The 19,652-nt window shown below is 61.8% G+C and carries 12 protein-coding genes, 1 tRNA gene and 1 pseudogene; 9 read left to right on the top strand and 5 right to left on the bottom strand.

Going from position 1 to position 19,652, the window contains the following annotated elements:
- Positions 1-320 precede the first annotated feature (320 nt).
- Positions 321-2,378, top strand: a complete 2,058-nt coding sequence (locus tag E4T63_RS23415) for a methyl-accepting chemotaxis protein (RefSeq protein ID WP_135296554.1) — start codon at positions 321-323, stop codon at positions 2,376-2,378.
- A 115-nt stretch (positions 2,379-2,493) separates the two neighbouring features.
- A tRNA-Met gene (locus E4T63_RS23420) sits at positions 2,494-2,570 on the top strand.
- Positions 2,571-2,680: 110 nt separating this feature from the next.
- Here the strand turns inward: E4T63_RS23420 and E4T63_RS23425 are convergent.
- A complete protein-coding gene (locus E4T63_RS23425) occupies positions 2,681-3,790 on the bottom strand; it encodes a DUF2817 domain-containing protein (protein ID WP_135296555.1) in 1,110 nt (369 codons plus the stop codon).
- 264 nt (positions 3,791-4,054) lie between these two features.
- Here E4T63_RS23425 and ggt point away from each other — a divergent pair, with 264 nt between their 5' ends.
- Complete coding sequence (ggt, locus tag E4T63_RS23430) at positions 4,055-5,887, top strand: gamma-glutamyltransferase (protein ID WP_135296556.1); 1,833 nt, start codon at positions 4,055-4,057, stop codon at positions 5,885-5,887.
- Positions 5,888-5,978: 91 nt separating this feature from the next.
- Here ggt and E4T63_RS23435 read toward each other — a convergent pair whose 3' ends face one another.
- From E4T63_RS23435 to E4T63_RS29100, 3 genes and pseudogenes are all read right to left on the bottom strand, one after another.
- Positions 5,979-6,578, bottom strand: coding sequence for a flavin reductase family protein (locus tag E4T63_RS23435; protein WP_135296557.1), 600 nt, complete (start codon positions 6,576-6,578; stop codon positions 5,979-5,981).
- 151 nt (positions 6,579-6,729) lie between these two features.
- Positions 6,730-7,338 (bottom strand): methyl-accepting chemotaxis protein, encoded by a 609-nt coding sequence (locus tag E4T63_RS29095; RefSeq protein WP_372241231.1) that lies wholly within the window; start codon positions 7,336-7,338, stop codon positions 6,730-6,732.
- A pseudogene (locus E4T63_RS29100) lies at positions 7,318-8,094 on the bottom strand (PAS domain-containing protein); the annotation flags it as partial. The pseudogene E4T63_RS29100 and the gene E4T63_RS29095, both read right to left, overlap by 21 nt.
- A gap of 191 nt (positions 8,095-8,285) precedes the next feature.
- Here E4T63_RS29100 and E4T63_RS23450 point away from each other — a divergent pair.
- Positions 8,286-9,656: a gluconate:H+ symporter gene (locus E4T63_RS23450; protein WP_135296559.1), complete on the top strand. Its 1,371-nt coding sequence runs from the start codon at positions 8,286-8,288 to the stop codon at positions 9,654-9,656.
- A 6-nt stretch (positions 9,657-9,662) separates the two neighbouring features.
- Here the strand turns inward: E4T63_RS23450 and E4T63_RS23455 are convergent, their stop codons facing one another.
- The gene (locus E4T63_RS23455) at positions 9,663-10,976 is read right to left on the bottom strand and encodes an MFS transporter (protein WP_135296560.1); all 1,314 of its coding nucleotides are present in this window, start codon (positions 10,974-10,976) and stop codon (positions 9,663-9,665) included.
- A gap of 311 nt (positions 10,977-11,287) precedes the next feature.
- Here E4T63_RS23455 and E4T63_RS23460 point away from each other — a divergent pair, with 311 nt between their 5' ends.
- From E4T63_RS23460 to E4T63_RS23480, 5 genes are all read left to right on the top strand, one after another.
- Complete coding sequence (locus E4T63_RS23460) at positions 11,288-12,706, top strand: short-chain fatty acid transporter (RefSeq protein WP_003228189.1); 1,419 nt, start codon at positions 11,288-11,290, stop codon at positions 12,704-12,706.
- A 199-nt stretch (positions 12,707-12,905) separates the two neighbouring features.
- On the top strand, positions 12,906-14,603 hold the full coding sequence (locus tag E4T63_RS23465) for a molecular chaperone HscC (protein ID WP_135296561.1): 1,698 nt from the start codon (positions 12,906-12,908) through the stop codon (positions 14,601-14,603).
- Positions 14,604-14,615: 12 nt separating this feature from the next.
- On the top strand, positions 14,616-16,349 hold the full coding sequence (locus tag E4T63_RS23470) for a J domain-containing protein (protein ID WP_135296562.1): 1,734 nt from the start codon (positions 14,616-14,618) through the stop codon (positions 16,347-16,349).
- Positions 16,350-16,522: 173 nt separating this feature from the next.
- On the top strand, positions 16,523-18,217 hold the full coding sequence (acpA, locus tag E4T63_RS23475; protein ID WP_135296563.1) for an acid phosphatase: 1,695 nt from the start codon (positions 16,523-16,525) through the stop codon (positions 18,215-18,217).
- 118 nt (positions 18,218-18,335) lie between these two features.
- Positions 18,336-19,517: a hypothetical protein gene (locus tag E4T63_RS23480; RefSeq protein WP_135296564.1), complete on the top strand. Its 1,182-nt coding sequence runs from the start codon at positions 18,336-18,338 to the stop codon at positions 19,515-19,517.
- Positions 19,518-19,652 lie beyond the last annotated feature (135 nt).

The raw sequence follows: 19,652 nt of genomic DNA on the forward strand, positions 1-19,652 counted from the left end.
AGACCAATCTCTGTAGGAGCTGCCGAAGGCTGCGATCTTTTGATCTTGATCTTAAAAACAAAGATCAAAAGATCGCAGCCTTCGGCAGCTCCTACATGGGATAGGTGATAGCGCAACGCCATGGTCTGAATCTTGCCTTGCTTCTCCCCTCGAACGCGGCGGCCTTACAAAGGCCTCCGAGAATGGGAAGTTTCGCTACAGAGCCGGCCTACAGAGCGGGCGAGAGTGAACTTTCGGGGCCTTTTAGCAGGGCACGACATCGAGGTCGCACGACCGTGATGCACGCCAATGGTGCGTGGTGTCCAGAGGAGTCATGAGGCATGCAGGCTTTCTTGTCACCGGGGATCAAATTGCTGGGGCGGTTTGGATTCGCGCGTAAATTCCAGCTGTTGTTTCTGCTGTTCATTCTGCCGTTGGCCGGCAGCCTGTTGATGATCGGCCAGGACTATCGCGACAAGCTCAATCTGATTTCCGGCGAACGCGCCGGCGTACGCCAGTTGCTCAGCCTTGATGCGCTGGACAACCTGCTCGCCGCCCAGCGTGACCGCGCCGCCCGTTGGCGCGCCACCGAAACCAATCGCCAGCCAACCCCGGCCACCCTCGCTGCCATGGCAGCGTTTGACGCGGTGCAACCAGCCGTCCAGCAAGCCACCAGCGATTTGGGCAACGCGCTGAAAAATGAAGGTGCCGAAGGCGAAACCCTCGCCCGCTATCAAGCCCTGCAAACCGCGCTCGGTGGTCTGGATTCGAAAAGCCTGAGCAGCGTCGGTTGGTGGCCGGACGGTTACGATCGTTTCACCAACGCCCTCAGCGCCCTGCAAGCCTTGCGCGAGCAGATCGTCATGGACAACCGCCTGACGTTGGCGCCATGGCTGGAAACCTATCTGCTGACGCAGATCTCCACGCAACACGCACCGGATCTGATCGAGCGTGTGGGTCGCCTCGCCGCCGTCGGCCAGGCTTCGGTGGTCTCAGGACAATTCACCCTTCAAAGTCGCTTGCAGCTACGCGACCTGCGCGGCCGCATCGGCGACGCCCGCGAGCAGCTTGTCAAAACGGCAGGCCTGCTCGAAGCGCGCCTGCCGAGCGATCTGCAAACCTGGGCCGGTCAATACCACGACAGCCTCAAGCGTCTGGACGCTGGGCTGAAGGTGCTGGATGACGGCGTGTTCGGCGGCAGCATTACCCTCAAGCCTGAAGACTTCGAACGCAGCCTCGATGCTCTGCTGGGTGATCTCGCGTCGTTGCGCCAGCAATCACTGCTGTCACTGGATCAGCGCCTGGACGCTTACCACGCCTCGGCGATTCGCCAGTTCATCGTGGTCGCCGCCGTGTTCGGTTGCCTGTTGCTGGCGGCGCTGTACCTGTTCGTCTGCCTGCAGGCTTCGATACGCCGCAGCGCCAGCGGCATTACCCTGCTGGCCGAGGCCCTGCGTGACGGCAATCTCAGCCTGCAAGTGCCGGTGGTGGGCCGCGATGAGCTGGCGGCGATCAGCACCGCGCTCAACGTCGCGGTGGTGCAACTGCGCGCCAGCATGCTCGGGGTCGATCACGAAACCTCACAACTGAGCCACGCGGTGCGCAGCCTCAACGATCATTCCAGCGGCGCGCTGAGCGAAGTCGAAGCACAACAGTTGCAGATCAGCCAGATCGCCGCCGCTGCCACGCAACTGGCCGCCACTTCGCAAGGTGTGGCGCAGAGTTGCGAACAGGCGTCCGGCAGCGCCCAGCACACCCGGCGCATCGCCGCCGACAGCAGCCGCGACAGCCAGCGCACCACGGCGAGCATTCAGCAGCTCAATCAACGCCTCAACGAAACCGCAGCGGCACTCGGTCGAGTCAGCGAACAGGGCCAGCAGATTCAACTGGTGGTCGACACCATTCGTGGCGTCGCCGAGCAGACCAATCTGTTGGCGCTCAATGCTGCGATCGAGGCGGCACGCGCCGGCGAACAAGGGCGCGGGTTTGCCGTGGTCGCCGATGAAGTGCGCAGCCTGTCGCAGCGCACGCAATCGTCGACCGCGCAGATCGCCGGCACCGTCGACAGCTTGCGCGCCACGGTCAACGAAGCGGTGAGTCTGATGGAAGCCGCATGCGGCCAGGCACAATCAGATGCCGCAGCCGTGACCGGCCTCGGTGAACGTCTTGGTGAAATCGCCAGCGCGGTGCAAAGTGTCACTGACACTTTGGCGCAGATCGCCACCGCCGTTGAGGAACAGGCGAGCACCGCCGATGAAGTCAGCGGCAATATCCAGCAGGTCGATCAGGCGGCGATGCGTTTGCTTGAAGGTGCGCGGGCGGTGAACCTCGCAGCGGACACGCTGAGCCAAGGCAGCCATGCGTTGAGCGCCAATACCGCGAGATTCCAGCTGCGTTGACGCCCTGCCCGACCCCGATTTCCGGGGTCGGAGGATAAGCGGTTGAAAATAAGAAGAAATATTTTAAATTTACGCTTGACGCTTTTCCATTTCAGGGGAATAATGCGCGCCACTTGGCTACATAGCTCAGTTGGTTAGAGCATAGCATTCATAATGCTGGGGTCCGGGGTTCAAGTCCCTGTGTAGCCACCAAGTACTAAAAACGGCTTACCGAAAGGTAGGCCGTTTTTTTATGCCTCGAGAAAACCGTCATCTGTGGTGAGGAGATTGATCTCCTCGCCACAATGCCAGGCCCGACCTATTCAGGTCTGCTCTGCCGACAAGGCTATCAGCCCCTTCGCCCAGATCTGCCGAGTGCGCAACCCGACCATCGCCCGCCAATCCGGATCGGCCGGATAGAACTGCTCCAGCAGTTTCAACTTGATCGCCCGCCCCGTCGCATCCAGCGGATCGCCATGCAGATGCAACCAGTGATCATCGCGCAAATAACGATGCACCTCCGGCCCCGGATACGTTCCGCATTCGATCACGAACGGCATCAGTTGCACGCCCGGCAACGCATTGAGCAATGCCTGTGAGGTGTAGCCGGTAGCCGTCGCTGCGACTCCGGTTTCGCTCAACGTTTCGGCGCCGGTGTGCAAGGTGTACAACCATGGGCCGTAGATCGACTGTGCTTGCGCCAACGCCGGGTAAGGCGCCTGGGTGATGGTCAGCAACATCGGATGACCGTATTCGCCGGCGCCGGTGTGCAGGTCGAAACACATCACGGTTTGCGCGCCTGCCAGATGCGCGTCGATGATCTGATGCAACGTGCGATTCGACCAGCTCGGCGCGCGGCCGCCATAGAACAGTCCATCGGGATGGCTATGCTGACCGCCCTCGACAATCGACATCACCGCCGGCCAGCCGTGTTCGGCAATCTGCGCTTCGAGCAAGGCATCGGTGCGCTTACGCTCGGGGCCGTGCAAATCGGTACAGGCGTAGATCTCGTGCAGCGCGGCGTAGGCGCGGTTGTCCGGTAGCGGGGCGGTGAAATCCAGGTGATTGCGGTTGAGGTCGATATTGTCTTCGTTGACCCGCCGCCGCCACGCCGTACCCCAGGGGTTGATCAGGTGAATCATCACTACCGCGACATCCTTGGGCAGCGAGCCCGGCACGAAAGTCTTCAGCCAGTCGATCTGGCAATCCGAACCGTAATAGCCCTCAACTCCGTGAGTGCCGCTGAGCGCCACCAGCCGGCGCTTTGCCTGCGGATTACCGAGCACCGCGACATCGGTGCTCAGCGGTTCGCCGAAAGGGCCACAGCGCGGATGGGCATAGGAGGTGAGCGTGGCTCCGGCAGCTTGGGCGGCGGCAAGAAACCGTTCACGTTGATCGCGGTAGCTGGATTCGGTGGGGAACTCGCTGTGCATGCGTCGCCTCTTGTTGGTTTTGTATTTGTGGGAGCGAGCTTGCTCGCGAAAGCATTGTGCATTCAACATTTTGGTTGCCTGACACGCCGCATTCGCGAGCAAGCTCGCTCCCACAGGGGCTTTGTTTCAGTTCGATGAGTTTGACGTTGACCCTAGCGAATATCCGCCCGGAAAAGAAAGACAAAAATGCCCACCGGTTTGCGTCGCGACCGATCGGTCGATAAAGTCCGTCAGACCTTTCACCCCACGGACGGAGAGCCCCACGTGTTTCCAGCCCTGCCCCTGAGCCGCTTTCGCCTGCCTGCCCTGACGCTGATCATCAGCGCCCTGACCCTCACCGCGTGCAACGCCCCGCCCTCCTCGACCTTGCCGCTGGCGCCGGAAGCCGCTTCCGGTTACCGCACCGATCTTCAGACTCGCCACGCCAGTAAACACATGGCCGCTGCCGCCAATCCGCTGGCCGCCGAGGCCGGGCGCGAGATGCTGCGCAAAGGTGGTTCGGCGATTGATGCGGCGATTGCCATGCAAGCAGTGCTGACCCTGGTAGAACCGCAATCCTCCGGGATCGGTGGCGGTGCGATGATCGTGTTGTGGGACGGCAAACAGGTGCGCACCTACGACGGACGCGAAACCGCCCCGGCGGGTGCCACCGAGAAGCTGTTCCTGCAGGCCGACGGCAAACCGATGCCGTTCCCGCAGGCGCAGATCGGCGGGCGCTCGGTGGGTACTCCGGGCGTGCTGCGTGCGCTGGAAATGGCGCACAAACAACACGGTCGCCTGCCGTGGGCCACGCTGTTCGAGCCGGCGATCAAACTCGCCGAGCAGGGCTTTGCGATTTCACCGCGTCTGCATTCGCTGCTGGAATCCGACCCGGTGATCCGTAAATCGCCGGACATGGCCGCCTACTTCCTCAACCGCGACGGCAGCGTCAAAGCCATCGGCACCCGTCTGCAGAATCCGGCATTGGCCGCCGTGCTCAAGCGCATCGCCAACGAAGGCCCGGACGCGCTGTACAAAGGTCCGATTGCCGAGGAGATCGTCGCCAAGGTGCAGGGCCACGCCAATCCCGGCAGCCTGTCGCTGAATGATCTTCAGCGCTATCAGGCCAAGGAACGCGCACCGCTGTGCACCGACTACAAGCGCTGGCAGGTCTGCGGCATGCCGCCGCCGTCGTCGGGCGGGATCGCCGTGGCGCAGATTCTCGGCACCTTGCAGGCGCTGGAAAGCCGCGACCCGCGTCTGTCGCTGACACCGCTCAAACCGCTGAAAACCGACAAACCCGCCGGCATCGAACCGGCACCACAAGCCGTGCACCTGATCGCCGAAGCCGAACGCCTGGCCTACGCCGACCGTGCGCAATACGTCGCCGACACCGATTTCGTTCCGGTGCCGATCAAAGGCCTGGTCGACCCTGGTTATCTGGCCAGCCGCGCCAGCCTGATCGGCGAACGCAGCATGGGCAGCGCCCAACCGGGCACCCCGCCGGGCGTGCAAGTGGCCTACGCCCCGGATCGCTCGCCGCTGCGCATCTCCACCTCGCAAGTCGTTGCCGTGGATGATCTGGGCGGCGCGGTGTCGATGACCACCACCATCGAAGCGGCATTCGGCTCGCACCTGATGGTGCAGGGCTTTTTGCTGAACAACCAGATGACCGACTTCTCGTTCATCCCCGAAGAGCACGGGCAGAAAGTCGCCAACCGCGTCGAACCCGGCAAACGCCCACGCTCGTCGATGGCGCCGACGCTGATCTTCGACCGCAACAGCGGCGAATTCCTCGCCAGCGTCGGCTCGCCGGGCGGTTCGCAGATCATCGAATACGTGGCCAAGACCACCCTCGGCCTGCTCGACTGGAACCTCGACCCGCAAAGCGCCATCAGCCTGCCCAACTTCGGCAGCCGCAACGGCCCGACCGAACTGGAACAAGGCCAGTTCAGCCCGGCGCTGATTCAAGCGCTGAAGGACAAGGGACATGTTGTGAATGAAATCGACATGACCAGCGGCACCCAGGCGATCGTGCGGGTCAAGGATGCGCAGGGTAAAGCGTCGTTGGAGGGTGGCGCGGATCCGCGGCGTGAAGGGGAAGCGTTGGGGGATTGAGATTACGCAGGAAAAAACAAAAGGCTTACCGCGAGGTAAGCCTTTTTTGTGCCTTGTAAATTGTGCTCCTCTGCCGCAAGAGGCTAGCTAATCAAACCGGCAGGATTTTACCGTCCACCGCATCGCCAATCGTCAGGAAATGCCCGCCGGCCACGTGGTGCAGCGTGCGCAAGCCATCATGCCCGTCGAAATGCCAGCGCCCGTCGCTGAACACCCGTTCATCCGCCTGGGCGGCGATGACTTCGGCGAGGAACAGGTCGTACTGCTCGTGATTGTGCGGCTCCGGCAGCAAGCGGCATTCGAGCCAGGCCACGCAGCCTTCGAGCAGAGGCGCCTCGACGGTTTCACCAGCGAAGGTTTGCAGGCCATAAGCCTGAAACTTGTCCTGCCCCTGATTCTGCTGGATTTCCAGACCCGAGGTATTGCCGACGGTTTGCACGATGTCAGCCTGATTGACGCACGGCACGTTGAGCACAAAAGTGCCGGAGGCTTCGAGCAACTGGCGGGTCCAGGTGGACTTGTCGAGGACGACGGCGACTTTCGGCGGTTCGAAATCCAGCGGCATCGCCCACGCGGCGGCCATGATGTTGCGCTGGCCGTCATGGGCAGCGCTGACCAGCACGGTCGGCCCGTGATTGAGCAGACGATAGGCTTTGTTCAAGGGCACCGGGCGGCGGTGGGAGGCACTCATGGGGATCTGCTCCGGGGAAAAGAGCCGATTGTAGCGCCACCTGCACCTGTAGGAGTGAGCCTGCTCGCGATAACTGTCTGACATTCAACATCCATGTTGATTGATCTATTGCGATCGCGAGCAGGCTCACTCCTACAGGGTTTAGTACAGGTCAGTTAGACAGTTGATTGGCAAACTGGCCGACCGCATCCACCACTTTCTGCGCGCCGTCCTGGATCTCGACGATCACCGTGCCCGCTTCCGCCGCCAGTGCCAGGCCCTGTTCAGCCTGAAGCTTGCCATCGGTCATCAGCGCCACGGCGTTGCGCGCCATCTCCTGATTCTGTCGCACCACAGTGACGATCTCTTCGGTCGCCTGACTGGTGCGCGAGGCCAGTTGCCGCACTTCGTCGGCAACCACCGCAAAGCCCCGGCCCTGTTCGCCGGCACGAGCCGCTTCGATGGCGGCGTTGAGCGCCAGCAGGTTGGTCTGTTCGGCAATGCCGCTGATGGTTTTGACGATGGTACCGATCACCTGCGACTGCTCGTTCAGTGCCTCGATGCCCTCACCAGCCGCCTGCATGTGGCGCGACAGATCACGCATCACATTCACTGCCTCGGTGACCACCGTAGTGCCACGTTGAGCGGTGCTGTCGGTTTGCTGCGAAGTGCTGTAGGCAATGCTGGCCGCGTCGGCTACCGCTTGTTCGCGATTGACCTGATCGGTGATCACCGTGGCGAATTTCACCACTTTGTACAGTTTGTTGTTGGCATCGACCACCGGGTTGTAGGACGCCTCCAGCCACACCGTACGACCATGGCTGTCGACCCGCTTGAAGCGGTTGGCGACAAACTCGCCGTTGTTCAGGCGACGCCAGAAATTCTGGTACTCGGCGCTGTTGTACTCCTCGGGCGTACAGAACATCCGGTGATGTTTGCCTTTGATCTGCGCCAGGCTGTAACCCATGCCATGCAGAAAGCGCTCGTTGGCATTGAGCACGTTGCCATTGAGGTCGAACTCGATCACAGCCGTCGAACGCACCAGCGCGCCGATCAGGTTTTCGTGTTCGCGGGAGGCTTCAATGGTGCGGGTCAGGTCGCTGGAGAAGATCGAGAAATGCTTGATCCGCCCGTCCGAAGAGCGCACCGGCTGCACGATGGAGCGCAGCCACGCCTCTTCGCCATTACCACGCAACAGGCGCACGGCTCCGGCGAAATGCTCGCCACGGGTGAGTGCGGCCTTGAAACGGTGATGAAAGTCGTCGGCCTTCACGTGCGCCGGAACGATATCTTCAATGGCGCGCCCCACCAGATCCTGGCTCTTGTAGAGCATCTCGCCAAGGAAGTTCTGATTGACCGACTGAATCCGGCCATCAGGTTCCAGAGTCAGCACCAGCATCTCGCTTTCCAGGCTTTCCTTCACCTGCAGCAGGCTGGAGAGTTCTTCACGAAGCGTAGCCAGCTCTTGCTTGAGGCGTTTGTTGAACATGGGGAAATACCGATAGGCAGGGTAGAAAGCGGGATGCAGCTTAACCATCGGCCTTGGAAAACTTTTCTGAAGAGCGTTTGAGACCGGCCAGTCAAAAATAATCCCGCCGGGCTTTTACTCCTATCGATCACTCCACTGAGCCGTTACAAAAGCCGCCGCTCTGGCCCGGCCACTTCAGGTATTCTCAGGTCAAATTGCAACAACATGTTGCAGGTAACCGCCCGATAAGGAGTGCCGTTTTGGATTTATCGACCGCTGCCTGGATGATGCATGACACCCGCCTGATTCTTTGCTGCCTGCTGGCGATTGCGACGATTATCGTGTTGATCAGCGCCACCAAACTTCCACCTTTTCTCTCGATCCTGATCGGCACTTTTATTGCCGGTGTCGGCGCCGGTCTGCCGCCAGAGGATGTAGCGAAGGCGTTCAGCAAAGGCGCCGGGGCGATTCTCGGAGAAGCGGGGATCATCATTGCCCTGGGTTCGATGCTTGGCGCACTGATGGCCGAGTCCGGCGCTGCCGACCGTATCGCCTCGACGCTGCTCGGGCTGGGCAAAGGCAAGTCCCTGCCGTGGGTCATGGCGTTGGTGGCGATGGTGATCGGCCTGCCGCTGTTCTTCGAAGTGGGGCTGGTGATGATGGTGCCGATCATCTTCGTCATGGCCCGCCGCTCGGGTCAGCCATTGTTGAAAATCGCCATTCCGGCGCTGGCCGGGATGACCACCCTGCATGCCCTGATGCCGCCGCATCCCGGGCCGCTGATCGCGGTCAGTGCGTTGCATGCCGACCTTGGGCTGACCATGTTGCTGGGTTTCAGCATCGCGATTCCGGCCGTGATCCTGGCGGGGCCGATCTACGGCAACTGGCTGTCGAAACGCATGCACGTCGATGAGCCGGCAGAGCTCGGCGCACTGTTCAGCGCCCCGCCGAAAGCGCCGCGCCAGCCGAGTTTCGGCATGTCGCTGCTGATCATTCTGTTGCCAGTGCTGCTGATGCTCGGCAGCACCCTGGCGAAAGTCGCGATGAGTCCGGAAAGCAGCGTCGCCCTGACCCTGAAGTTCCTCGGCGAACCGTTGGTGGCGCTGGGCATTGCGGTGATGGCGGCAGTGATCTGCCTCGGTTGGGCCAACGGCATGCCACGCGATCAAGTCGGCGGCACGCTGCGCAAAAGCCTGGCGCCGATTGCCGTGTTGCTGCTGACCATCGGTGCCGGCGGCGGCTTGAAGCAGACCTTGCTGGACGCCGGCGTCAGCCAGACCATCAGCAAAGTCGCCGAGGGTGCGCACATGCCCTACCTGCTGCTGGCCTGGCTGATTGCCGTGGCGTTGCGTCAGGCTACGGGTTCGGCGACGGTCGCCACGACCACGACGGCGGGGATTCTGGCGCCGATGATGGCGGGGCTCGCAGCGACGCAAAGCTCACTGGTGGCGCTGGCGATTGGCGCCGGCTCCGTGTTCTTCTGCCACGTGAATGACGCCGGCTTCTGGATGGTTCGCGAGTACTTTGGCTTGCAACTCAAACAGACGATCTGGGTCTGGTCGATTCTGCAAACCATTGTCTCGGTGGTGGGACTGGTGGGGACGTTATTGTGGTGGCACTGGTTGACCTGACACTCGTCAGGAACAGGGCGCCACGGCTTGGCGCCCGACACTGCTCATGCGCGAACCGAAATACGCCGCGCTGACAATGCCGACTGCGCCCATCACCGCACAGAACATTACGCAGATCCACGGACTCCAAGGCATCAGACCGATCAGCAACAGCGGTGTGATGCTCGCCCACGCGGCGTAGGCAATGTTGTAGGTGAAGGAGATGCCCGACACGCGAATCCGCGCCGGAAACAGTCCGACCATCACCGATGGCACCGCGCCGACCACACCGCAGCCCAAGCCGGCGACGGCATACGCCAGCCCGACCCAATTGCCGCCCATGATCAGACAGCTATAAAGCACACCAATGCCCAACGGCAGCAGCAGGCTATAAAGCATGACCGTGCGCCAGGCACCGATGCGATCGACCAGCAATCCGGCAATCACACAACCGATGTTGAGAAAGACGATGCCCAACGCGCTCAGGGCGAAGGTGTGGCTGGCGGTCATGCCGAAGGTTTTCTGCATCATGGTCGGGGTGATGACCACGAACACCACCACCGCCGACGTCAGCACACAGGTCAGCAGCATCGCCGGCAACATCGCCAGACGATGTTCGCGCAGCACCGTGCGCAACGGCAGTTCGACCCGCGCTTCACGCTGGGCTTCCATGGCCATGAACACCGGGGTTTCGCTCAACCAGCGGCGCAGGTAGACACCGATCACGCCGAACACACCACCGAGCAGGAACGGATAACGCCAGGCGTAATCAAGGATTTCCGCCGGGGAGAACACTTGTGCAAGGAAAGTCGCGGTCAGCGCGCCAATCAAGTAACCGAAGGTCAGCCCGGCCTGCAAAAAGCCCAGCGCGTAACCGCGATGCCCGGCAGGCGCGTGCTCGGCGACGAACACCCAGGCGCTCGGGACTTCGCCGCCGACCGCCGCGCCTTGCAGGATGCGCAGCGCCAGCAACAGCAGCGGCGCGAAATAGCCGATCTGGGCATAAGTCGGCATGATCCCGATCAGCAGGCACGGCAGCGCCATCATCAGGATGCTCAGGCTGAAAACCTTTTTCCGGCCCAGGCGATCGGCGAAATGCGCCATCAGAATTCCGCCCAGCGGGCGCGCCAGATAACCGGTGACGAAGATCCCGAAGCTTTGCAGCAGACGCAGCCACTCGGGCATTTCCGGCGGGAAGAACAATTGGCTGAGGGTCAGGGCAAAGAACACGAAAATGATGAAATCGTAGATCTCCAGCGCCCCGCCGAGGGCCGCAAGACCGAGGGTCTTGTAGTCGGAGCGGCTGAACGGCGCCGGTCGGGCTGTGGATTGGGCAGTCATGGCAAAGAACTCTGGCAGGCAAAAAACCAAGGCGCCCATGGTCTACGCAAATCTGCCTGGGGACAACCCGTTAGACCATAGTCCCGGTTTCGCAAAACCAGCTCACAAAACAGCCAGGCTTGATTTACTGTTTAGACCAGTCTCCAGCCGCACCTGGTGAAAACCTGTGGGAGCGGGCTTGTTCGCGAATGCGCTGTGTCAGCCAAATCAGCGTCGACTGACACACCGCATTCGCGAGCAAGCCCGCTCCCACCCAAAGCACTCAGCGTGCTGCAGACCCACAATAACCATAAAAATCCGAGGTACTCCCTGTGGCCGTTGATATCGAAGATAGCCGCTCTGCGCGCTTTGCCTTGCGCTGTTCAAGCTTTGCCGAACGCTGGTTCCCCGACTCCTGGGTATTCGCCGCACTGGCGGTGATCATTGTCGCGCTGGCCACTTTGGCCATGGGCGCCAAACCCACCGATGCCGCGATGGCGTTCGGTGACGGGTTCTGGAGCCTGATCCCGTTCACCATGCAAATGGCCTTCGTGGTGATTGGCGGGTATGTGGTCGCCAGCTCGCCACCCGCTGTCAAACTGATCGACAAACTGGCGCGCATCCCGAAAAACGGCCGCTCTGCCGTGGCCTGGGTCGCGCTGATCTCGATGGTCGCCTCGCTGCTGAACTGGGGCCTGTCGCTGGTGTTCGGCGGTTTGCTGGTGCGCGCCCTCGCCCGTCGCACCGATCTGAAAATGGATTACCGCGCGGCCGGTGCGGCGGCGTATCTGGGCTTGGGCGCGGTCTGGGCGCTGGGCCTGTCCTCATCGGCGGCGCAGTTGCAGGCCAACCCGGCCAGCCTGCCGCCGGCGATCCTGTCGATCACCGGGGTGATTCCGTTCACCCAAACCATCTTCCTCTGGCAGTCCGGCGCCATGCTGCTGGCGCTGATCGTGATTTCGATCATCGTCGCCTACGCCACCGCGCCCGGCCCGAACTCTGCGCGCGATGCCAAGGATTGTGGCATCGACCCGGCGTTCAACCTGCCACCGCTGCAACCGCGTACCCGGCCCGGCGAATGGCTGGAGCACAGTCCGCTGCTGATCATTCTGCTGGTGTTGCTGGCGGCCGGTTGGCTGTTCCACGAGTTCTCGAGCAAACCGGCGATCACCGCGATTTCCGGGCTCAACACCTATAACTTCCTGTTCATCATGCTCGGCGCCCTGCTGCACTGGCGCCCACGCAGCTTCCTCGATGCAGTGGCCCGGGCGGTGCCGACCACCACTGGCGTGCTGATCCAGTTCCCGTTGTACGGCTCGATCGCCGCGCTGCTGACCACGGTCAAAGGCGCCGATGCGCAGACGCTGGCGCATCACATCTCGACCTTCTTCGTCAGCATCGCCTCCCACGACACTTACGCGTTGCTGATGGGCGTGTACTCGGCGATTCTCGGCTTCTTCATCCCGTCCGGCGGCGGCAAGTGGATCATCGAAGCGCCGTACGTGATGCAAGTCGCCAACGATCTGCAATACCACCTCGGCTGGGCGGTACAGATCTACAACGCCGCCGAAGCGCTGCCGAACCTGATCAACCCGTTCTATATGTTGCCGCTGCTGGGCGTGCTTGGCCTGAAGGCGCGAGACCTGATCGGCTTCTCGTTCGTGCAATTGCTGGTGCACACGCCGCTGGTGCTGTTCTTGCTGTGGGTGCTGGGCACGACATTGGCGTATACGCCGCCGGTCATTCCTTGAGTCAGTGCGGGGCGCGGTCAATCGGCCGACGCCCCGCCTTTCCCTTCCTGACAGCGCCGTGTTGAGGCCGACATGGCTTTCTGTCGCAAATAATGGCTCAGCGCCATCATCGTCCTTTACCGCATTACCGCCTCGGTAATATCCTTGCGCGCCGAAAATATGTTTCATTTTTTTGCCAAGCGCCAAGGGAGTTGTTGCAATGATCGTAGGGATTGACCTGGGAACCACCAACAGCCTCGTCGCCGTCTGGCGTGGCGAATCCTCCGAATTGGTGCCCAATGCCCTCGGTCAGTTCCTGACACCGAGCGTGGTGGGGCTGGATGATCAGGGCCGGATTCTGGTCGGCCAGGCTGCGCGCGAACGTCTGCACACCCATCCGCGCCTGACGGCGTCGCTGTTCAAGCGTCACATGGGCAGCGCCACGGAAGTCTATCTGGCGGACAAGGCGTTTCGTCCGGAAGAGCTGTCCGCGCTGGTGCTGAAAAGTCTGAAAGAAGACGTCGAACGGGCTTATGGCGAAACCGTCACTGAAGCGGTGATCAGCGTCCCGGCCTACTTCAGCGACGCCCAGCGCAAAGCCACGCGGATCGCCGGCGAGCTGGCCGGGCTGAAAGTCGAGAAGCTGATCAACGAACCGACTGCCGCCGCCCTCGCTTATGGGCTGCACCAACGCGACAAGGAAACCTCGTTCCTGGTGTTCGACCTCGGGGGCGGCACGTTCGACGTGTCGATTCTGGAGTTGTTCGAAGGGGTGATGGAGGTCCGCGCTAGCGCCGGCGACAACTTCCTCGGTGGTGAAGACTTCGACAGCGTGCTGCTGGAACACTTTATCGACCAGCACCGCTCGGTCGCCGACTTCCCTGACCGCAACAGCGTCATCCAGCCCCTGCGCCGCGAGGCTGAGCGTGTGCGCAAGGCCCTGGGTCAGGACAGCAGCGCCGAGTTCCGGCTGCAACTGGGTGACCGCCACTGGACCCACACCATCACCCAGCAAGAATTGGCGACGCTTTACATGCCACTGCTCGAGCGCCTGCGCGCGCCGATCGAACGGGCTCTGCGTGACGCACGCATCCGGGTCAGCGACCTCGATGAGATTCTGCTGGTCGGCGGTACTACCCGGATGCCGCTGGTGCGCAAACTTGCCGCCGGGTTGTTCGGCCGCTTTCCGTCGATCACCCTCGATCCGGATCAGGTGGTGGCGCAAGGCGCAGCCATTCAGGCAGCACTCAAGGCCCGCTCGGCCGCACTTGAAGAAGTGGTGCTGACCGACGTCTGCTCCTACACCCTAGGCATCGAAACTTCGACCCAGATTGGCCGCAATTATGAGGCCGGTCACTACCTGCCCATCATCGAGCGCAACAGCATCGTCCCGGTCAGCCGGGTCAAGACCGTGTACACCTTGCAGGACAATCAGGAGCACGTGGTCGTGCGGATCTTCCAGGGCGAAAGCCGTCTGGTCAAAGACAACGTCGCGCTTGGCGAACTGGCGATCAAGGTGCCGAAACGCAAGGCCGGCGAAGTGTCCCTCGATGTGCGTTTCACCTATGACAACAACGGCCTGCTGGAGGCCCAGGTGAATATTCCGCTGACCGGGCAACAACATTCGCTGGTCATCGAAAACAACCCCGGCGTGCTCACGCCTGAAGAGATTCAGCAACGCTTGCAGAACCTCGCTCAGCTCAAGATTCACCCGCGCGAGCAACAGGTCAACACGCTGCTCAGTGCCCGTCTCGAACGGCTCTACCAGGAAAGCCTGGGCGACCTGCGCGATCAGATTGGCCATTGGGCCAAGCAATTCCAGATCGCGCTCGACTCGCAGGACGAGCGCCAGATTCGTGAAGTGCGCACCGAGCTGAGCAGGCACCTGAGCGAACTTGATCGCACGCCGTGGCAATAAGGGAGCGCTGACATGGATTGCTGGTCCTTCCTGCATTTGCCCGATGACGCTGACGTCCGCGATATCAAGCGCAGCTATGCACGCCTGCTGAAAACCTCCAGGCCCGATGAAGATCCCGAAGGCTTCCAGCGCTTGCGCGAAGCCTACGAACGCGCGCTGGCGATTGCCCAATGGCGCCTGGAAAACGCCGAACAGGAAGACGAGCAGGACGCCGACGTCGCTGTCGCCACGGCGTCCAGCGCCTTTGCTGCACTGGCGCTCGATAATGCCCTGGCCAACAGCTCCAGCCAGGCGCAAAACCAGGCGTGGGATTTCGCCTCTCTGGAGGTTTCGCCCGTCAGTCCGGCAGCCCCGGAGCCGTTTGTGCCGCCATCGAAGGACGACGCCCTGCGTGTCGAGCCGCTGGCGGCGGACGCGGGCGCCGACGCGCAGAGTCTTGAAGCGCAGGCCGCATGGCGATTGCTTGAAGATCTGTCGCCAGACAACCTCGGCGAGCGCTGGGAGCAGGCGCAACAACAAGGCTGCGCCAAGGCATTCGAAAGGCTGTTGCTGCAATTATGTTTTGAGCATCCACAACTGCGCGGCCCGGTACTGCACTGGGCCGTCGAGCAGTTGGGATGGTTGGGCCCCTGGCAAGAAGTGCTGATGAATGATCGCCAGCGCGACATGCTCGCCGAGAGCCTGATGTCCGACTATCGAAACGCCTTGCAGGCGCTGCTCGAAAGCCAGAGCGAGCGCGAATTCCTCAACTTGCTCAAACACTACAGCGGCCAGCCGTGGCTGCAGGTATTCGATCGCCGCGAGCAATGGCAACAAAATCTGCTGCATCTGCTCAACGAACATGAGTGGAGCGTGCCGCTGTTCGACCGTATCGGCCAATTGTTCGGCTGGGATCACACCAAAGGTCTGCACCCGCAACCGGACTGGCTCTGGGAGAGGTTGATCGAACGCTGCGATCAGGAAAGTTTCTACGACAACCTGCGGGCCAAGGCTGAAAGCGATCGTACGTGGGCGGCGGATGTGCAGGCAGCGCATCTGTTGATCAACCCGCTCAAACCGATGCAGCAGAAGAAGATCATCGACGGCTTTGGTCAGAATGAATGGCAGGCCTGCCACGATCTGTCGGAAAAGCTCAAATGGCGCTTCCCGGAGCTGCTCGCGCGATTGCCCTACGCCGACGTTTTTTACTGGCGGCGGTTTTTGCCACGGCCCATCGCCGACGAGACCTGGGTGCGGGTCTGGACGGCCATTGCCTTGGCGCTGTTCCTGTTCTATCTGGCTTCGCCACAAAAAGATGCGGCAACCCTGGCCTTCATTCCGCTGGGGTTAGCGTGTGTGCCGGTGTGGTTTTTTCGTTTTGCGCTGAGTTGGTGGGTGGTGCTGACGTCTCACGTGATCGTTGCGGATCTTTGGCTCACCGAAGGGCTGATTCCGCGCCGATGGAACCCTGACACCCGCTGGCTGGTAATACGCCACGGGCTACCGCAGGTGGTCATGGTGCTGCTGTTTTCGCTGCTGCTCGGGCCACTGGGCGCGCTCACTTACGTGGGCGTGATCCTGATCGGACTGGTGCACAAACGACGAATCGGCTCGCTCGACCCGCAGCTGAGCAATAACCACCCCTGGCTGACCGCGCTGCACTGGGCGCACTTCAGTCCGCTGCAACTGCTGTTTCTGGTGGTGATGACCGCGATAACGGCGGCCAGCAGGCTCGGCTATTCCTTGCACTCGCTGATGCCCGGCTAGAACAGCAGCGAGCTTGCGTTGCGCCTGTTGTAATCGAGTGAATCGTTGTGGGAGCCGACCTGGTCGCTCCCACATTTGTTTTGCTGCACCTGAAAGTGTCACCCAACTGTCACATTGCCTTGCTAGCGTCCGCCCGAAACAAACTGAAACAATTAAGCAGAACGGGCTGACAGATGAAAGACGAGACAGACGGCACTGACGCACCTGAATCCGACAACCCCACCGACACCAGTCGCCGCCGCTTTCTCGGCGGTGTCGCCGTCCTCGGCGTGGGCGCGACCCTGGCCGGCTGCGGCAACGCCAGCGATCAACCGGGTAAACCAGTCGAGCGCCCGCTGACCCCGACCGAGCTGGACAAGGCCCTGCGCGATCAGGTGAAAACCGTGGTGGTGATCTATGCCGAGAACCGTAGCTTCAACAACCTGTTCGGTGATTTCCCCGGTGTCGAAAAGCCGCTGTCGGCGCTCAAGCCTGCCGATTACCAGCAACGTGACCGCGACGGCAGCCTGCTGCAGACGCTGCCGCCCGTCTGGGGTGGCGTGCTGCAGATCGGCCCGCAAACGCTTGATGGCGTGACCTACCCCAGCGCCACGCAGTTTCAGGAAAACCTGCCCAACGCGCCTTTCGCCCTCAAGGGCCCGAATGCCGAAGACTTGCCGTTCGGTCTGGTGACCCGCGATTTGTGGCACGTGTTCTATCAGAACCAGATGCAGATCAATGGCGGCAAGAACGATGGCTTCGTCGCCTGGGCCGACTCCGGTGGTTTGACCATGGGGCACTACGCCCAGAGCCGCTACTCGTTGCGTTTGTGGGACGTGGCCCGGGAATTCGTGCTGTGCGACAACTTCTTCCAGGGTGCATTCGGCGGCTCGTTCCTCAATCACCAGTACCTGATCAGCGCCACCGCGCCGTTCTATCCGGACGCGGCCAATTCGGTGGCCAAATCCCAGATCGCCGCCCTGCAAAGCGATGATCCGACTGACCCGCGCCTCAAGCCGCTGGAGGCATCGCCGGCCAGCGCCATGACCGGCCCGCCGCAGTTCGGCCCGAGTGCGCTGACCCCGGACGGCTACGGTGTGAACACCCTCGCCCCGCCGTACTGGCCGACGTGGATTCGCGATCCGGAGCGTCCAGCGTACTCCAAGCCGGATCTGCCCAATGTGATGGTGCCGCAGACCCACGAGCACATCGGCGACAAACTGTCGAAGAAGAATGTCGACTGGGCCTGGTACGCCGGCGCCTGGCAGGCGACGCTGGAGCAGTACAAGGACTCGGGCGGGATTCCGAAGATCCCCAACTTCCAGTACCACCACCAGCCGTTCAACTACTTCAAGCGGCAAGGCCCGGAGAACCCGCAAGAGCGCAACAAACGTCTGCGCGACGCGGGTCTGGGCGATGAGTCGAGCACCAACAAGTTCTTCGCCGATGCCGAGGCCGGCAAGCTGCCGGCGGTAACTTTCTACAAACCGCAGGGCAACCTGAACATGCACGCCGGTTATGCCGACGTGGCTTCAGGCGACCGGCACATCGTGCGCGCCCTGAAGGTGCTGCGCGAAAGTCCGCAGTGGAAAAACATGGTGGTGGTCGTGACGGTCGATGAAAACGGCGGCTGGTGGGATCATGTGGCGCCACCCAAGGGCGATCGCTGGGGCCCGGGGTCGCGGGTGCCGGCGCTGGTGGTGTCGCCATTCGCCCGCAAAGGCACGGTGGATCACACGGTTTACGACACGGCGTCGATCCTGCGCCTGATCACCCGAGTGTTCCAACTGGAAACCCTCGACGGCCTCAAGCAGCGCGATGAGGCAATGATCGCCCGTGGCCAGAAACCGATGGGCGATCTGACCAACGCCCTGCATTTTCAGGCCTGAAAACCCCGTCCTGCCGGCTGACGCAAAAATCCGTGAATGACCGCTTCTCTGTGCAACACGGCTGATCCAATATGAAGCGCCTCGAACCCGGGGAACCCACGCTGAAAAGGATCTGAGCATGTTCAAACTCGCAGGATTTACCCCCGCAGTTCTTACCCTCGCCGCGCTCACCCTGAGCGCGGCTGCCCACGCCGATGTCGACCTGAAGCTGGGCAGCACCGAGCGCGTCACCCGCCTCTTCGCCTACCCCAACAATTGCAGCGTGATCTGTTATCGCAACTGGTCCCTGGAGCAGACCGTCGCCCATTACCTGAGCCAGAGCGTGCAGCGCGATGGTTACAGCGATGCCAAGGTGTTGGTGAAGAACGATAACGGGCAGATTTACGCCGAGATCAGCGGCGTGCCCAAAGGTTACGACAAGCCGCTGTCGGCGCTGCTCGATGCCGGTGATCTGGCCTATAACGGCGCCAGCAAGCTCAATGCCGATGGCAAATGGGCGTACAGCTGGTATCTGTTCCTGCCGCTGGGCATGGCCCTGGAAAACCGCAAGAGCGTCGAACTGCTGCACTTCCCGCCGGACTATTCGCTGACTCAGGCGCAGGACTACCTGCGTTCGAACACCACCGACCGCTGGGCCACGCTGCTGACCGTCAACGGCATCCCGGCCGAGCAGACGCCGGCCTATCAAACCATCATCGACATCGCGCCAATCGCCGCGCCGTCCAACGCCGGTAGTGATCTGGAGGGCGTCTACGACTACTTCAAGGATTACCAGACCACGCTGGTCAAGCAGTTCAGCCAGACCAGCGCCGGCACCACCCTGCCGATGGTCGCGTTCGGTGCGCCGGTGCGTAACTGGATCAAGCAGCAATACGGCCCGACCGTGGCCGTATTGGGTCTGGCGACCATCAGCCCGAGCGCGGGGGTGAACGTGCCGGTGCTGGGATCGAACCATCCGAGCTACATCTGGTACGCCGCCGACCCGGCCAGCTATGACGGCGATGAGGCCAAGGCCGATGCCGCCGGTTTGAAGGTCATGGGTCAGGACTTGAGCGCCGCTTGCTGGCAAGCCGGGATGGGCAGTAAACCGGGCACCGATGCGAAAGCCCTGCTCAACAGCTGCACGCAGACCTGGCAAGTGACGCAAAAGGGCAAGACCTGCGAACTGTTCTACACCTCGATCCGCAACCTGACCCCGGCACAGGCCGCCGCCAAGTGCTCGACCACGCCAATCAAGGCCCAGTTGCAACAGCTTCAGGGCGAATTGCCGGCCACCGCCGTTCCTGCACCACACCTCTGATCCGCTGAAAAAGCTTCCCGTGTCAGTCAATGCTGACGCGGGGAGCAGCCAATCACGCCTGTCAGATCTGACAGTAGACAGTTTGAGGGATACACCGGAATATTGGATCCAAACATGTTGCAGCGCTGACAGGAC

This window comes from Pseudomonas fluorescens, assembly GCF_004683905.1.
Classification (GTDB): domain Bacteria; phylum Pseudomonadota; class Gammaproteobacteria; order Pseudomonadales; family Pseudomonadaceae; genus Aquipseudomonas; species Aquipseudomonas putida_A.

Coding starts and splice junctions, on each gene's coding strand:
- E4T63_RS23415 (WP_135296554.1), top strand. CDS start 321: ATGCAGGCTTTCTTGTCACCGGGGATCAAATTGCTGGGGCGGTTTGGA.
- E4T63_RS23425 (WP_135296555.1), bottom strand. CDS start 3,790: ATGCACAGCGAGTTCCCCACCGAATCCAGCTACCGCGATCAACGTGAA.
- E4T63_RS23435 (WP_135296557.1), bottom strand. CDS start 6,578: ATGAGTGCCTCCCACCGCCGCCCGGTGCCCTTGAACAAAGCCTATCGT.
- E4T63_RS23455 (WP_135296560.1), bottom strand. CDS start 10,976: ATGACTGCCCAATCCACAGCCCGACCGGCGCCGTTCAGCCGCTCCGAC.
- E4T63_RS23465 (WP_135296561.1), top strand. CDS start 12,906: ATGATCGTAGGGATTGACCTGGGAACCACCAACAGCCTCGTCGCCGTC.
- E4T63_RS23470 (WP_135296562.1), top strand. CDS start 14,616: ATGGATTGCTGGTCCTTCCTGCATTTGCCCGATGACGCTGACGTCCGC.
- acpA (WP_135296563.1), top strand. CDS start 16,523: ATGAAAGACGAGACAGACGGCACTGACGCACCTGAATCCGACAACCCC.
- E4T63_RS23480 (WP_135296564.1), top strand. CDS start 18,336: ATGTTCAAACTCGCAGGATTTACCCCCGCAGTTCTTACCCTCGCCGCG.